The sequence below is a fragment of the Bradyrhizobium sp. BLXBL-01 genome, assembly GCF_051853025.1.
Lineage (GTDB): Bacteria > Pseudomonadota > Alphaproteobacteria > Rhizobiales > Xanthobacteraceae > Bradyrhizobium.
In genome coordinates, this window is sequence record NZ_CP182471.1 from 5,339,794 (window position 1) to 5,354,525 (window position 14,732).

The following is a 14,732-nucleotide window of genomic DNA, read 5'->3' on the forward strand; positions in this document are numbered from 1 at the left end:
TCTATTCGCTCCGGCTCGCCAGCGCGTTCACGGCAGCAACCGTGATGGCGGAGCCGCCGAGGCGGCCGTCGACGGTCAGCGCCGGCGCCGGCGGATCGGCCATCAGCGCGGCCTTGGACTCGGCCGCGCCGACGAAGCCGACAGGACAGCCGATGATCGCTGCCGGCCGCGGACAGTCGCGATCCTCCAGCATGTTGAGCAGATGAAACAGCGCGGTCGGCGCATTGCCGATCGCGACGATCGCGCCGTTAAGATACGGTCGCCATAGTTCCAGCGCCGCGGCCGAGCGCGTGTTGCGCATGGACTGCGCGAGCCCGGGCACGGCGGGATCGCCGAGCGTGCAGATCACGGCATTGTCCGCGGGCAATCTCGCGCGCGTAATGCCTTCGGACACCATGCGCGCGTCGCACAGGATCGGCGCACCCTTCTGCAAGGCCGCGCGCGCGGCAGTCGCCATACCGGGCGTGAAGCGGATATACGCTTCCAGACCGACCATGCCGGCGGCATGGATCATCCGCACCACCACCTGCTCCTCGTCCGGCGTGAAGCGCGCAAGATCGGCCTCGGCCCGGATGGTCGCAAAAGATTGCCGGTAGATCGCCGCGCCATCGGTCTCGTAGGTGTGCGGCATCAGTTCCCTCCGACCAGGATGGAGGGATCCCTGACGATGTCGGCGCCGTTCAGCCCGCGCAGGATCGGCGCGTCGCGGGCCGAGCCGTCGCGGACGAGATCGAACCCGGCACGCGTCGCAATCAGCGTGACCGCAGCCGCGCCGGAATGGGCGCAGCCCTTGCCGCAGCCGGAGACGTGCAGCCGCGCATCGGCGGCGATGCGCGGCGCCAGCGCTGCTGCCAGCGCGCGCGTATCGGCATGGGCTTCGCGGCAGCGCGGCGCGCCGCTGCAGGCAATGACGCGCAGCGCCGGGTCATAGGGCTCGGTGATGAGCCCCGCCCCGCTCGGCATCTCGCGCTTGCCCTCACTGAGCACCATCCGCCAGGGGGTCATGCGCAGCGCATGGCCGCAGGCAGAGAATTGATGAAGTGTCGCGTGCAGCATCTGCCCGAACGCGACACCGACCATCGCGCCTTGCGGATAGGGCCCGGGCCGCACCGCGGCCATCACGGGGGCCGGCTCGGTCTCGCCGCGCAACGATTGAGGCAACACGGCACCGGATGCGACGTGGGCTGCCATGCGCCCGCGCCCGTCCTTCGCACCGCCGGAGATGATGAACCAGCTTGCGAGCGCCAGCGCCGCGCTCACAGCCTGGCCGCGATCGACGGAGCGGCCGAGCTTGGCGCCGTCGGCCCGCACGAGGAGACCGCCCGAGCGGTCGCGCTCGATGCGGATGTCGGCGGAATCGGCGGCGAGAACGCGCGACCGTCCGTCATCGATGGCGAAGCCGAACTTGGTGGGAAGCGCAAGGCCGGAATGGACAAGCGCCTCCTCGAGCTCCGCCGCAAGCGACTGTGTTTCGTCACCGCTGCTCCAGAACGGCGTCACCAGGATGTTGCGCCTGGCTTCGATGTCGGCGTCGGGATCTAGCAGTGCCAGTCGCGCAAGACCGTCGAGCAACGGCCGATGGCCGTCCTCTTTGACACCCCTGATCTGCAGATTGGCCCGGCTCGTGACGTCGACCAGACCATTGCCGAAGCGCTCGGCGAGTTCCGCAAGCCCGGAGATTTGCGGCGCTTCAAGGCGCCCGCCGAACGGACGCACGCGCACCACGAGCCCGTCGCCCGATTGCATCGGGCGCAGCGCGCCGGGACACCAGCCCTTGACTGTGGCCGCGCTCATGACGCCTCCTTTAGCGCCGCTGCAATCGAATTGCGGCGGGTTCGCCAGAGCGAGGCTTCGTGCAGGTGCGTGAAGCAGTTTTCCATTGCGGCGAGCGCCGCCGGATTTTCGTGCGCCATGAAGGCGCGGACGTCGTCGTTGCCGAGTGTCGCGTAGTAATAGAGGTCGAACAGATGCGGCGGCACGGCGCCAGCGAGATGCGCGAACGCCGCCATGTGCTCCAGCGTCGCGGTGATCTCGGCGGCGCCACGAAAGCCATGGCGCACCATGCCGGCGATCCAGGCCGGATTGGCCGCGCGTGCCCGGACGACCCGTGAGATCTCCTCCGTCAGCGTGCGCGCATGCGGCTCGCCGGGCCGTGTCGCATCGAGGTGATAGAGCGACGGCGCGCCCGCGCCGAGATGCGCGGCTGCCGCAGCGACACCTGCCTCATGCGCGGCATAATCGGCGGCGAGCAGCAGATCGGTTTCGGGCACGTCCTGGACATGGACAAAAGCGTCGGCGGACGTGAGACGCTGTTCAATACCTGCGCGATCCGGCTGCATCGCGCCATCGGCAGAGAACGCCCAGGACGACGCCGACAGCCAGGCTTCGCCGGCGGCCTCGCGCGTCTCCGGCGTGAACGCATCCGGGATAGCCGAGAGCCCGACGCCGTATTGTCCGGGCCGCGGCGCGAACACGCGGGACGCGCGGTGGCGATACGGATTCTCCTCACCCTCTTCTTCTCGCGACGCAAGCGCTTCGGAGGCGGCTTCGAACAATTGCGCCAGACCCGCGAAGACATCGCGGAACAGGCCGGATACGCGCAGCGTGACGTCGATGCGCGGACGGCCGAGCTCGGCCGGCGCGATGATGTCGTAGCCGGTGACGCGGCCGGACGCATGATCCCAGCGCGGCGCAAGGCCGGCCAGATGCAGCGCCATCGCAAACTCCTCACCGGCGGTACGCATCGTCGCCGAGCCCCAGAGGTCGACCACGAGCCCTTTCGGCCAGTCGCCGTGATCCTGCAAGTGACGACGCAGCAGCTCTTCAGCAAGCTTGATGCCTTGCGCATGCGCCGACGGCGTCGGCACCGCGCGCGGGTCGACGGCGAAGAGATTGCGCCCCGTCGGCAGCACGTCCTGTCGACCCCGATAGGGCGAGCCCGATGGTCCCGGTGCAACGCGCTGTCCGGCGAGCGCGGCACGCAACGCATCCCGCTCCGCTTCGCCGCAGGCGCCGCGGCCGAACACGTGCAGGCCGTCGCCGAACTGGCTCTCCTTGAGGTCGCAAACGAAGCGATCGATCCGCGGGATCGCTTCGGCCGGCGCGGCCGATGCTTCGAGACCGAGATCCTCTTCGAGGCCGGCTGCCCGCGCCTCGTCGCGGATCGCCGCGATCAGGCGCTGACGACGGGCGGGATCGAGACCGTCAGCGGTCGAATATTCATCGAGCAGCCGTTCGAGCCGGCGCAAAGCTCCCGGCACCGCGGATGTCTCAAGTGGCGGCGGCAGATGGCCGATCGTGACCGCGCCGATGCGCCGCTTGGCCTGCGCGGCCTCGCCGGGATCGTTGACGATGAAGGGACAGACGACGGGGAGATCGCCGATCAGCGCTTCCGGCCAGCACGCTCGCGACAGCGCCACGGATTTCCCGGGCAGCCATTCCAGCGTGCCATGTGCGCCCACATGCACGACGGCATCGCAGCCCTGCTGCCTGAGCCAGAGATAGAACGCGACATAGGCGTGGCGCGGCGTGCGGGCGAGATCGTGATAGTCGGCATCGCGCGAGGCCGCATCGCCGCGCTCGGGCTGGACCGCGATGATTGACTTGCCACACTGAATCGCGGCGAAGTGGAACGCGCCGTCGCAGCAGCTCGGATCATCCTCCACCGCGCCCCAGGCTTGCCCGAGATCGTCCTGAAGAGATTGCGGAAGACGCGAGAGTTCTGCGCGATAATCGGCGACGCTCCAGGTCAAACTCTGCTTCAACAGTTTCTCGCCGAGCGCATCGACCGACGCAACGTCGAAGCCGAGCTCCGCGATATCGGAGATCAACGCCTCGACCGACGCCAGCGCATCGAGACCAACGGCGTGCGCGATCTGGTGCGGACGGCCCGGATAGTTCGAGAGCACGATCGCCAGCCGCTTCTCACTGATCGGCTTCTCCGCGAGGCGCCGCCAGGCCGCGACGCGCGCGGCAACGGCGTTGACGCGCTCCTCGTCGGGCCTGTGCGCCAGGTGCGCGAACTGCAGATCGGGATCGTGCTCTGCCGCCGATTTGAAGCTCACCACGCCCGCGAACAGGCGGCCGTCGACTTCGGGCAGGACCACATGCATTGCCAGATCGCCGGGCGACAGGCCGCGCAGCGATTCCGCCCAATCCTCGCGCCGCGCCGTCGAGAGCGCGACCTGGAATACCGGACAGGACGCGGCATCGAATGGCGTCGTGCCGTCATCGCCAAGGGCCGAAAACGCCGTCGCATTGACGATCGCCGCCGCAGGATGTTGCGCCAGATGCGCGCGCAGCCAGTCGGCAACGCCTGGCGCCTTCAGCGAGGTGACGAACACGCCGTAGGCGTCAAATCCCTTCTCGCGCAGCGCGGCAATCAACGCGTCAACCGGCCCGGTATCGGCGGCCGTGAGATAGGAGCGATAGAACGTCACGAATGCGCGCGGCTTCCCCTCGCCGCCCGCAGGCGCAGCGATGACACCGCGTACGGGATCATAGAATCCCATCTCGGGCACGGTCATCTCTCCGATGACCGGGCCGGCATAAAGGCCGGAGGCGAGCGCGAGCTGCGCGATCGCGGCTTGCGCTGCGACTGGGCCGCCAGTGTCGCAGAGCACCTTGAGCCGACGCAGCGTCGAGACCGGCAGGGTCGAGTACGCATCCAACCGCGTGTCGTCGCGGCTGTCCGCCGGCAGCACGGCGAGCACGATGTTATGCTCCTTCGCGAGTTGCTGGAGCGCCGCAAGCCCGTACGCCCAATAGGACTCCCCGCCGATCAGGCGCACCAATATGCCGCGCGCCTGGGACAGCGTGCGCTCGATATAGGTGTCAACCGACAGCGGATGACGCAGCTCCGCGAGATTGGCGAGCCGCAGCGACGGCAGGCTGCCCCGGCCACGCCGCCAGCCCGCCGCAAACGCGGCAAGGTCGGAATCCGAATACGAGAGCACCACGAGATCGGCCGGGTCCTGGCCGATGTCTCTTGGCGTCGCGATCTCCTCGAGACCGCGGCTCTCGCGGAAGACGACGTGCATCAGATGCCAGATCCTGAAAGACCAAGTCCTGCCTTGATGGCGGCCTCGTCGATATCGCCGTGCTCGCCGATCACGACGAGCTTGGACTGCCTGTGACCCGCGCCCCATGGCTTGTCGAACTGGTGGCGCACGCGCTCACCGACCGCCTGCAGCAACAGCCGCATCGGCTTGCCAGCGACCGCGATGTAGCCCTTGGCCCGCAGCACGTTCTGCTCGCGCGCCAGCTTCTGCACCGATGCGACCAGCGCCTCGATATCCGCCACCTCCGGAAGGTCGATCACGACGGAGGCGAAATCATCATGCTCGTGCTCTTCCTCGCCGTCATGATGCGAGGGGCGCGCGGCGAGATCATTCTCGGCGGCAGCGCCGAGACCGAGGATGACGCGCGCATCGATCGCACCGTCGGTCACCGGCAGCATCGGCACGCGGCGCGGCATCTCGGCGGTGATCGCCGCCTTTGCGGCTTCGATTCCCGCCGCGCCCGCAAGGTCGGCCTTGGTCAGCAGCACGATGTCGGCGCAGGCGATCTGGTCTTCGAACACCTCCGACAGCGGCGTCTCGTGATCGAGATTTTCGTCCGCCGCGCGCTGCGCTTCGACCGCAGCCGGATCCGGCGCGAAGCGGCCGGCCGCGACAGCCTCGGCGTCGGCCAGCGCAATCACGCCGTCGACCGTGATGCGCGAGCGGATCTCCGGCCAGTCGAACGCCTTCAAGAGCGGCTTCGGCAATGCCAGGCCGGAGGTCTCGATCAGGATGTGATCGGGCCGCACCGGCCGCGCCAGCAATTGCTCCATCGTCGGAATGAAATCATCGGCCACCGTGCAGCAGATGCAGCCATTGGCGAGCTCGACGATGTTCTCCTCCGGGCAGTTCGCATCGGCGCAAGACTTCAGGATCTCGCCATCGACGCCCTCGCTGCCGAACTCGTTGACGAGCACCGCGAGCTTCTTGCCGCCGGCATTGCTGAGCAGATGCTGGATCAGCGTCGTCTTGCCGGAACCGAGGAAACCGGTGACCACCGTAACCGGGACTTTTGCGAGCGAGTTCATTCAGCGGCCTCCGGCACGACGGCAATGGGGGGAATGCGGGCAAGCGACTGCTTGCGGAAGATTTCGGGACGGCTGCGCCAGGGCACGATGCCATCGGGCGCGGCAGCGTAGGCAGCGGCGCCTGCGACCACGTCCTGTGCGTTCGCATCGGACAGGCGACCATAGACATAGGACCAGCGGCCGGGCGCGCTGAGCGCGACCGAGCAGCCCTGGCTGCAGGCCGACAGGCATTCGACGGGAACCACGCTGACGCCCTCCGGCACGCCGGCCTCGAGGATCGCGCCGTGCAGGCGCTTGCCGGGCGTCGTCTCGCCCTCGCCCAGCGTCTGGCCGGCGCGGCAGGTGATGCAGACATGAAGTGTGACGGTCATCGCCTCTTCCAGATAACAGCGGGAGGCGATGAGGCGCACGGACCATTCTCCTGAAGGCCCGCTTCCCCGTCGCGGAACACCCCGTCCGCCGGTCCAAAACTCGTCCGCGCTGGCAGGTCTCCCGGCTTGCGGAGCAGGGTTTTGGCCCTTCGATCCCCGCCTTCCCGATTCCAAAAGGAATCAGTGGCTTCGGGCATCTCTCCGGTCACGGTCGCGGGGGCGGCTGCAGTTTGGATCCAAATCTTGCCGATTCGGACCCTATCGCATTCCCTCTTCGCCTGTCATAGGACAGGAACCAACGCCGGGCCACCATTTGCCGGTGGCCGCCACTTGTCAAGCCGAAGGACCGGGTCCCATGACATCTGAACCGGATACCCAATTAGCCGAGGATACCGACATCAGGCACGCCCAGAAAATGGCGAAGAAGAAGGCCGCCCGCGACAAGATCATGGCGACCAAGAGCGGCGAAAAGGGCCTGATCATCGTCCATACCGGCGCGGGCAAAGGAAAATCCTCCTCGGCCTTCGGCATGATCGTCCGCTGCGTCGCGCATGGCTTCCCTTGCGCGGTGGTGCAATTCATCAAGGGCGCCTGGGATACCGGCGAACGGCGCCTGCTCACCGGCCATTTCGGCGATCTCTGCCAGTTCCACGCGATGGGCGAAGGCTTCACCTGGGAGACGCAGGACCGTGCCCGCGACATCGCCGCCGCACGCGCCGGCTGGGAGAAAGCCAAGGAGCTGATCCTTGACGCGAACTTGCGCATGGTCGTGCTCGACGAAATCAACATCGCGCTCCGCTACGACTATCTCGACATCGCCGAGGTGGTGGAGTTCCTGACGACGCAGAAGCCTGCGATGACGCATGTCGTGCTCACCGGGCGCAACGCCAAGGACGAGCTGATCGAGATCGCCGACCTCGTCACCGAGATGACGCTGGTCAAGCATCCGTTCCGCTCCGGCATCAAGGCCCAGGCCGGCGTCGAGTTCTGAAGGCACGATGGCACGCGCTTTGATGATCCAGGGGGCCGGCTCGGACGTGGGCAAGTCGCTCATCGTCGCCGGCCTCGCGCGCGCCTTCACGCGCCGTGGTCTGCGGGTGCTGCCGTTCAAGCCGCAGAACATGTCGAACAACGCCGCCGTCACCGTCGATGGCGGCGAGATTGGCCGCGCCCAGGCATTGCAGGCGCTCGCCGCAGGTGTCGAGCCGCACACCGACATGAACCCGGTGCTGCTCAAGCCCGAGACCGATGTCGGCGCGCAAGTCGTGGTCCATGGCAAGCGCATCGCGACCGCACGCGCGCGCGAATACGCGGCGATGAAGCCGTCGCTGATGGGCGCGGTGCTCGAGAGTTTCGAACGCTTGAAGGCGCGGGCCGATCTGGTGCTGGTCGAGGGCGCCGGCAGTCCGGCCGAGGTGAATTTGCGCAAGTCCGACATCGCCAATATGGGCTTTGCCCGCAAGGCGGATGTGCAGGTCGTGCTGGTGGGCGACATCGATCGCGGCGGGGTCATTGCCCAACTGGTGGGCATCAAGTCGGTGATCGATCCCGACGACGCCGCGATGATCTCCGGCTTCGTCATCAACAAGTTCCGCGGCGACCCCACGCTGTTCGACGACGGTTACAGGCTGATCGAGCAAAAGACCGCATGGCGCGGCCTTGGCGTGCTGCCCTGGTTCGCGCGTGCCGGCGAGCTGCCGGCCGAGGATGCGCTCGGCCTGCGCGACGCACGCAAGCCCGGTCAATGCAAGATCGCCTGTCTCGCACTGTCGCGGATCGCCAATTTTGACGATCTCGATCCTCTCAAGCTCGAACCGGGCGTCGATCTCGTATTGGTGCGCCCAGGCGAAGCAATCCCGGGCGACGTGCGCCTCGTTATCGTCCCCGGTTCCAAATCCACCCGCGGCGACCTCGCCTTCCTGCGCGCGCAAGGCTGGGACATCGATCTCCTCGCGCACCACCGCAGGGGCGGCCATGTGCTCGGCCTCTGCGGTGGCTATCAGATGCTGGGCCGCAGCGTCGCCGATCCCGAGGGCATCGAGGGACCTGCGGGCGACACGCCGGGCCTCGGGCTTCTCGATGTCGAGACGGTGATGAGCCCGCAAAAAACCCTCACGCGCGTTGCGGCCGTGCACGCCGCGACGGATCAGCCGATCCAGGCCTACGAGATTCACATCGGCCACACCGACGGCCCGGATCGCGCCCGCCCCTTCGCGAAGCTGGGCGGCGAGCCCGAAGGCGCCATCTCGCACGACGGACGCGTGCAGGGCAGCTATCTGCACGGCCTGTTCACGTCGGATGATTTCCGCAAGGCATACCTCGCTAAGCTCGACATTCCCGCGGGCGACGAGCCCTATCACGACCGGGTCGAAAGCGCGCTCGAGGCACTGGCCGATCACATCGAAGTCCATCTCGACGTCGAAGGCCTGCTCGCACTAGCGCGCTAGGGCCTCGGCCAGGCGCGTCCATTCGGCTTCCCTGCCGGGAAGCCCGAGGCGCAGCCATGTGGGCTGTTGCGCGAAGACACGGGACCAAATGTGGGCGCGCGCGAGCCTCTCTTGCGCGGTCTGCGCGTCAGGCGTTTCGTACAAGCGGAACAGCGGTGTGCCGCCGATCAGCCGCCAGCCTTGCGAATGCGCCATCGCGTCGAGACGACGACAGTCGCGCGCGAGCCGCGCCGACGTCGCCTCGGCCCAGGCCTTATCGCGCAAGGCTCGGCAGCCGATTTCGATCGCCGCGCCTGAAACAGGCCATGGGCCCGACATCGCGGCAAGCCTGTCGATATCGGCGGCATCACCGATTGCGAAGCCGAGCCGCAGGCCGGCCAACCCATAAAACTTTCCAAAGGACCGCAGCACCAATAGTCCCGGCCGATCCGCGTCGGGCGCAAGCGACAATTGCGGATCGGCATCGGCAAAGCTCTCGTCGATGACGAGACGGCCGACGCGCCGGAGCAATGCCAGCAAGTCCTTCGGCGCATGACGTCGACCGTCGGGATTGTTGGGATTGACCACGATGCCGAGGTCCGCACCCGCGAGCGCATCGAGCTCCGCAGCCTCCTGGACATCCCAGCCCGCGGCCGATAGCACCCCGGCATATTCGTTGTAGGTCGGTGCGAGGATGCGCGCGCGCCCTGGCACCGCAAGCTGCGGCAGCAATTGGATGGCGGCCTGCGCACCGCCCATCGCAACGACCGGGGCGCTCGTGCGATAGGCCTGCTGCGCGGCGCGATGCAGAGCCTCGATCTCGGCACGCGACGGCAGCGCGCTCCACGCGCGCGCGCTCACCTCGCCGACGGGATACGGCAAGCGGTTGATGCCCGTCGACAGGTCGATCCAATCCTCCGCGCGTCCGCCAAAACGCTGCTGGGCCAGGTCCAGATTTCCGCCGTGCTCACGCATGCCCCGTTCTTTCACGCGAAGGCCAGGATCGCAAGCAGGCCTGCGACCAGCGACATGGCACGACGGTAGACGGTCAGCGCCTCCGCGATGTCGGCGGCGCGCGGATCGCGCGCACCTTCGTTCAGCCAGGGCTCGTCGGTCGGACTGCCGTGATAGATGCGGGGACCGCTGAGCCGCACACCGAGTCCGCCCGCCATCGCCGCTTCCGGCCAGCCGGCATTCGGCGAGCGATGACGGCGCGCATCGCGCGTCATGCACGCCAGCGCCTCCGACCGCTGCGGCGCCAGCAGCACGAACAGGAATCCGGTCAGCCGCGCTGGAATGAAATTGGCGACATCGTCGATGCACGCCGCCGCCCAGCCGAAGGCTTCATGCCGTTCACTGCGGTGACCGATCATGGAGTCCAGCGTGTTGATGGCCTTGTAGCCGAGGATCCCGGGCAAGCCGAATAGCGCGCCCCAGAAAACCGGCGCGACGATGCCGTCGGAGGCGTTTTCGGCAAGGCTCTCGATCGCCGCGCGCGCGATGCCGGCTTCATCGAGCGCTGCGGGATCACGGCCGACGATGCGTGAGACGGCATCGCGCGCGGCGGCGACATCGCCGGCCAGCAAAGGCGTGGCGACGGCAGCCACATGATCATGCAGCGAGCGCAGCGCGACCAATGGCCAGGCGAGGATGCCAATCAGCACGATCTGGATCCAGCCCGAAGGCAACAGCGATTGAAGCGCCCAACCGAGCGCAGCGGAGAGCGCGATCACCGCAAGCGCGCCGGCGACGCCGGCGGCTCGACGCAATGCCGGCGGATCGGACGCGCGATTCCAGGCGGTGTCGATGGCAGCAATCAGCCGGCCGAGCCAGGTGACGGGATGGCCGATCCGCGCGAACAGCCATGCCGGCCAGCCCAGAAGGGCATCCACCGCCATCGCCACCACCATCGCGCCCGCAAAGTCCACATCGGTCTCCTGTCCCGCCCCTGTTGCGCAAGACGGCGGCCGAGCGCAAGCCCCTCGCCCCCTGATTTCGGCTTTGTCTTTGGCCGCGTTTGATGATTAGTGCTCATCGCAGGAGACCTTCATGGCCGTCATTCTGATCACCGGCGGGGCGCGATCGGGCAAGAGCACCCGGGCGGAAGCGCGCGCGCGCAGCTTTGCCGGCCAGCCCGTCTACATCGCGACGGCCGAGGCGCTCGACGGCGAAATGCAGGAACGCATTGCAAGACACCGCGCGCGCCGCGGAACCGATTGGATCGAGCGCGAGGTGCCGCTCGATCTCGTGCCCGCGCTGCTCGCAACCGATGGCGGCGGCGCAAGGCTGGTGGATTGCCTGACACTCTGGCTTTCCAACCTGATGCATGCCGGGCGCAACTGGGAGCACGAGGTGAACGCGCTTGCCGCGACCCTCTTCAATCTCAAGAGCCCGGTCGTCCTCGTCACCAACGAGGTCGGCCTCGGCATCGTGCCCGACAATGCGCTGGCGCGCAGCTTCCGCGATGCCGCCGGGATCATGAACCAGATCATTGCCGGTGTCGCCGACGAGGTCGAGTTCGTCGTCGCCGGCCTGCCGATGAAGCTGAAATGATCCCGCGCGCCGAGCTGCTCAAAGACATCTTTGCCGATCTCAGGATGGCGACATCGTTCGTGACGATCCTCCCGGTGGCATCTTCGAAGCCCGCCGGTGACGGCGCGATCGCGCGCGCGACCTGGGCGCTGCCGGTCGCGGGACTGCTGGTCGGCCTCGCCGGCGCCCTCACTTACAAGATCGCCATTCGCCTCGGACTGACGCCGAGCCTTGCCGCTTTGCTTGTGCTGGCCACGACAGCCCTCATCACCGGCGCGCTGCACGAGGACGGACTTGCCGACACCGCGGACGGACTTGGCGGCGGCCGCACGCGCGAGCGCAAGCTCGAGATCATGCGCGACAGCCGGATCGGGACCTATGGTGTCTGCGCACTGATCCTGTCGTTCGGTCTGCGCTGGAGCGCGCTTGCCACGATCGCAAATCCATGGGCCGTCATGCTCGCGTTGTGCGCGGCGCACGTGGCTGCCCGCGCCGGCGTGCCCGCCTTCATGTCGCTGGTACCGCCGGCGCGGCCTGACGGTTTATCGGCCAGCGCCGGAGCACCGCCCGGCCGCAGCGTGGCGATCGCCTTCGCGCTTGGAACGCTCGCGCTTGCCCTGGCGTTGGGGCCGGGCAAGGCGCTGGTCGGCCTGATCCTGCTGTCGCTGGCCGGCCTGATGCTGGCGCGGCTTGCCATCCGCCAGATCGGCGGGCAGACCGGCGACATTCTCGGCGCGTTCGAGCAGACGGGCGAGATCCTGATCCTGCTGGTGGCCGCGTCCTTCCAGATGGGGCGATGACCTCATGGTCGAGTTCGACGATACCTTCCGCCAGCACTTGCGCGAGCTGTTCGTGTGGCGCCGCGACGTGCGCCGCTTCCGCAGCGATCCATTGCCGGAGGGGGCGATCGATCGCCTGATCGAGACAGCCTGCCTCTCACCGTCGGTCGGCCTCAGCCAGCCCTGGCGCTTCGTCGTCGTCAACGATGCCACGCGGCGCCGGGCGGTCGCCGACGATTTCAAGGCGTGCAACACCGACGCGCTGAATTGCTATTCCGGCGAACGCGCGGCCCGCTACGCCACGCTGAAACTGTCGGGCCTCGAACACGCCCCCGGCCACCTCGCCGTGTTTGCCGACAAGGCCAGCGACATCGGCCACGGCCTCGGGCGCGCGACCATGCCGGAGACGACCGAATATTCCGTGGTCGCCGCCATCACCGCGATGTGGCTCGCCGCCCGCGCCGAGAGCATCGGCATCGGCTGGGTCTCGATCCTCAATCCGAATCGCATTCACGCCATCCTCGATGTGCCTCAAACCTGGAAATTCATCGCCTATCTCTGTGTCGGCTATCCGGAAGCCGAATGTGACCAGCCCGAGCTGGAGCAGGCGAAATGGGAGCACCGGCGCGGCGCGGAGGAGTTTACGCTGCTGCGCTAAGCGGATCGCGCCCCGGGCAGAGACCAGCAGTCGATCCATCCTCCGTCATTGCGAGCGAAGCGAAGCAATCCAGAATCTCTCCGCAGAAAGGGGCTGGATTGCTTCGTCGCAAGGGCTCCTCGCAATGACGGTGGTGAGAGAGTGGGGCTCGCAATGACGGGGAAAAAGCGTCAGGCCGCCGCTACGACTTGCTCCTGCCGGCCACCGCCGCCACCGGCGCGGGGCTTTCCGGCTTCTGGAACATCAGCAGCGGCCGGAAGATGACGCGGCCATAGGCCTCGTAATGGTTCTGGGTCGAGACCGCCATCTTCAGCGGCGTCGCGTAATTGGCCTCGAAGGTCATGAACGGCGCGTAGGTCCAGGAGAAGCCAACGCCGACCGAGGCCATTTCGGTGACGCCGGGGAAGGTCGAATACACCGCCCCCCAGTCGGTGAAGACGTAGGTGTCGAAACCCCTCAACCATTGCGACCAGTTGTAGTGCAGCTCGGCGTTGAAATAATAGCCGCTGTCGCCGGACGCCGCGCTGGAGGGATAGCCACGCACGGTGGTCGGACCGCCGATCGAAAAAATCTGATCGCCCGGCAGCAGCTTCTCCTGCGTGTACTGCCAGCTCGCCAGCACGTTGGCGCTGAAGTTCGCGGGCCCCGCGGCGCTGGTCGCGATCAGCGAGCCGGTATAGGTGTTGAACGCGCGGTTGTTGCCGAGCACATAGTCATGCCACGCGATGTAGTTCACCGCCGGCGAGACCGTGATCGAATAGGTGTTGCCGGACTTGGTCACCGAGACGCCCGCCGTGGTCTTGTCGTAATGATCGTCGGTGACGGCGACGGTGGCAAAGCGGCTGACGGTCTTGCCCTCGGTCAAGGCGGCGTTGAGCAGCACCAGCCAGTCCTGGGTCACCCAGACCGGCTGGCTGAGATTGACCGACGCCTGGCTCGAGCGTCCGGTGACGTCGAGCGCGACGAACGGCCCCTGGATGATCTTGATCTTGCCTTCGGTGTAGCTGACGCCGACACGCCCGCCCCAGGGATTGAAGGGAATGCTGTAGGCGACATTGCCGTTGAGATTGCCGTCGGAGCGGACGCCGTAGAAGGTCAGGCGGTCGTCGACACCGAACAGGCCGTGGCGCTTGTAAAAGGTGCCGCCTTCCCAGCGCCCGGTGTTCTCCACGCCCTGATTGTCGACGAAGAGCTGCCAGGTGTCGACCGGCGGCTCGATCACCGCGAACTGGAGGTCGGTCAAGCCGAAGCTCGAGCCGGGCTGCAGCAGCGCCTTGATCTGCACGTCGTTGGTCCGGTTGAACCAGATCACGTCGCGGTTGAGCTTGGGAACGTCGAGCACCTCCCCTTCGGGCTCCTTCACGCGATCGAGGATGTAATCGGTGCGGGTCTGCTTGTTACCCTCGACGGTCGTCTTCTGGAGCCGGCCCTCGGTCAGCTTGACGCGGACGATGCCGCCCTTGGCGTCCTGCTCCGGCAGCGTCGCGATGCCCGTGACGATGCCGCGCGCGACATAGATGGCATTGATGTCGGCGACGAGCTGCAGCAGCGCGGCGATGTCGACGTCCTTGCCGACATATTTCTTCGCGATCTCGTCGAGCTCCGCCGGCGTGATGAACTTGGACTCGTCGAACGTGACCTTGCGCAGCCGGAACTTCGGCCCACCCGACTTCAGGAGCTGGGACTTCTCCCGCTCGCCGCCGATCACTGCGGGCCCGGTGAGCTTGGGCGGCGCGCTCTGCTGCTCGAGCTGCCGGCGCTGCCGGTCAATGTCCTGCTGGATCGCGCCGGGATTGATCGACTGGGCACGCGCGGAGGCGATGCACGATGCTATCAGCACGACCGCCAATGCTGCCCGCAGAATCCGCATGCCCAAGC

The 14,732-nt window shown here is 67.2% G+C and carries 13 protein-coding genes and 1 riboswitch; of the genes, 5 read left to right on the plus strand and 8 right to left on the minus strand.

From position 1 onward, the window contains the following. Position 1: 1 nt before the first annotated feature. The 5 genes from ACNJYA_RS24970 to ACNJYA_RS24990 are packed head-to-tail and all read right to left on the minus strand — an operon-like array spanning position 2 to position 6,459. On the minus strand, positions 2-631 hold the full coding sequence (locus ACNJYA_RS24970) for a precorrin-8X methylmutase (protein ID WP_439363654.1): 630 nt from the start codon (positions 629-631) through the stop codon (positions 2-4). Further along, a complete protein-coding gene (gene cobG, locus ACNJYA_RS24975; RefSeq protein WP_439363655.1) occupies positions 631-1,794 on the minus strand; it encodes a precorrin-3B synthase in 1,164 nt (387 codons plus the stop codon). The genes ACNJYA_RS24970 and cobG overlap by 1 nt, the downstream gene beginning before the upstream one ends. Continuing rightward, a complete protein-coding gene (gene cobN / locus ACNJYA_RS24980; RefSeq protein ID WP_439363656.1) occupies positions 1,791-5,039 on the minus strand; it encodes a cobaltochelatase subunit CobN in 3,249 nt (1,082 codons plus the stop codon). The genes cobG and cobN overlap by 4 nt, the downstream gene beginning before the upstream one ends. Continuing rightward, complete coding sequence (gene cobW, locus ACNJYA_RS24985) at positions 5,039-6,088, minus strand: cobalamin biosynthesis protein CobW (RefSeq protein WP_439363657.1); 1,050 nt, start codon at positions 6,086-6,088, stop codon at positions 5,039-5,041. The genes cobN and cobW overlap by 1 nt, the downstream gene beginning before the upstream one ends. After that, the gene (locus ACNJYA_RS24990; protein ID WP_025035271.1) at positions 6,085-6,459 is read right to left on the minus strand and encodes a DUF1636 family protein; all 375 of its coding nucleotides are present in this window, start codon (positions 6,457-6,459) and stop codon (positions 6,085-6,087) included. The genes cobW and ACNJYA_RS24990 overlap by 4 nt, the downstream gene beginning before the upstream one ends. 94 nt (positions 6,460-6,553) lie before the next feature. After that, a riboswitch (cobalamin riboswitch) is annotated at positions 6,554-6,774 on the minus strand. A gap of 40 nt (positions 6,775-6,814) precedes the next feature. On the opposite strand from ACNJYA_RS24990, the gene cobO reads away from it, so the two are divergent. Beyond that, positions 6,815-7,450, plus strand: a complete 636-nt coding sequence (cobO, locus tag ACNJYA_RS24995) for a cob(I)yrinic acid a,c-diamide adenosyltransferase (RefSeq protein ID WP_439363658.1) — start codon at positions 6,815-6,817, stop codon at positions 7,448-7,450. A 7-nt stretch (positions 7,451-7,457) separates the two neighbouring features. After that, positions 7,458-8,906 (plus strand): cobyric acid synthase, encoded by a 1,449-nt coding sequence (locus tag ACNJYA_RS25000; protein WP_439363659.1) that lies wholly within the window; start codon positions 7,458-7,460, stop codon positions 8,904-8,906. On the opposite strand, the gene cobD is transcribed toward ACNJYA_RS25000, so the two are convergent. Further along, the gene (gene cobD / locus ACNJYA_RS25005; RefSeq protein WP_439363660.1) at positions 8,895-9,860 is read right to left on the minus strand and encodes a threonine-phosphate decarboxylase CobD; all 966 of its coding nucleotides are present in this window, start codon (positions 9,858-9,860) and stop codon (positions 8,895-8,897) included. The two genes, ACNJYA_RS25000 and cobD, sit on opposite strands and share 12 nt — an antisense overlap. An 11-nt stretch (positions 9,861-9,871) precedes the next feature. Continuing rightward, positions 9,872-10,813 (minus strand): adenosylcobinamide-phosphate synthase CbiB, encoded by a 942-nt coding sequence (gene cbiB / locus ACNJYA_RS25010; RefSeq protein ID WP_349628400.1) that lies wholly within the window; start codon positions 10,811-10,813, stop codon positions 9,872-9,874. A gap of 121 nt (positions 10,814-10,934) precedes the next feature. Here cbiB and cobU point away from each other — a divergent pair, with 121 nt between their 5' ends. Genes cobU through bluB form a run of 3 tightly spaced genes read left to right on the plus strand, consistent with a single transcriptional unit; the run spans position 10,935 to position 12,854 of the window. Continuing rightward, on the plus strand, positions 10,935-11,438 hold the full coding sequence (cobU, locus tag ACNJYA_RS25015; RefSeq protein ID WP_439363661.1) for a bifunctional adenosylcobinamide kinase/adenosylcobinamide-phosphate guanylyltransferase: 504 nt from the start codon (positions 10,935-10,937) through the stop codon (positions 11,436-11,438). Next, positions 11,435-12,217: an adenosylcobinamide-GDP ribazoletransferase gene (gene cobS, locus ACNJYA_RS25020; protein ID WP_439400888.1), complete on the plus strand. Its 783-nt coding sequence runs from the start codon at positions 11,435-11,437 to the stop codon at positions 12,215-12,217. The genes cobU and cobS overlap by 4 nt, the downstream gene beginning before the upstream one ends. Before the next feature lie 4 nt (positions 12,218-12,221). After that, positions 12,222-12,854: a 5,6-dimethylbenzimidazole synthase gene (bluB, locus tag ACNJYA_RS25025; protein WP_439400889.1), complete on the plus strand. Its 633-nt coding sequence runs from the start codon at positions 12,222-12,224 to the stop codon at positions 12,852-12,854. Positions 12,855-13,035: 181 nt separating this feature from the next. On the opposite strand, the gene ACNJYA_RS25030 is transcribed toward bluB, so the two are convergent. Continuing rightward, positions 13,036-14,724 carry a ShlB/FhaC/HecB family hemolysin secretion/activation protein gene (locus ACNJYA_RS25030; protein WP_439403470.1) on the minus strand — a complete coding sequence of 563 codons (1,689 nt, stop codon included), beginning with the start codon at positions 14,722-14,724 and terminating at the stop codon, positions 13,036-13,038. Positions 14,725-14,732: the final 8 nt, after the last annotated feature.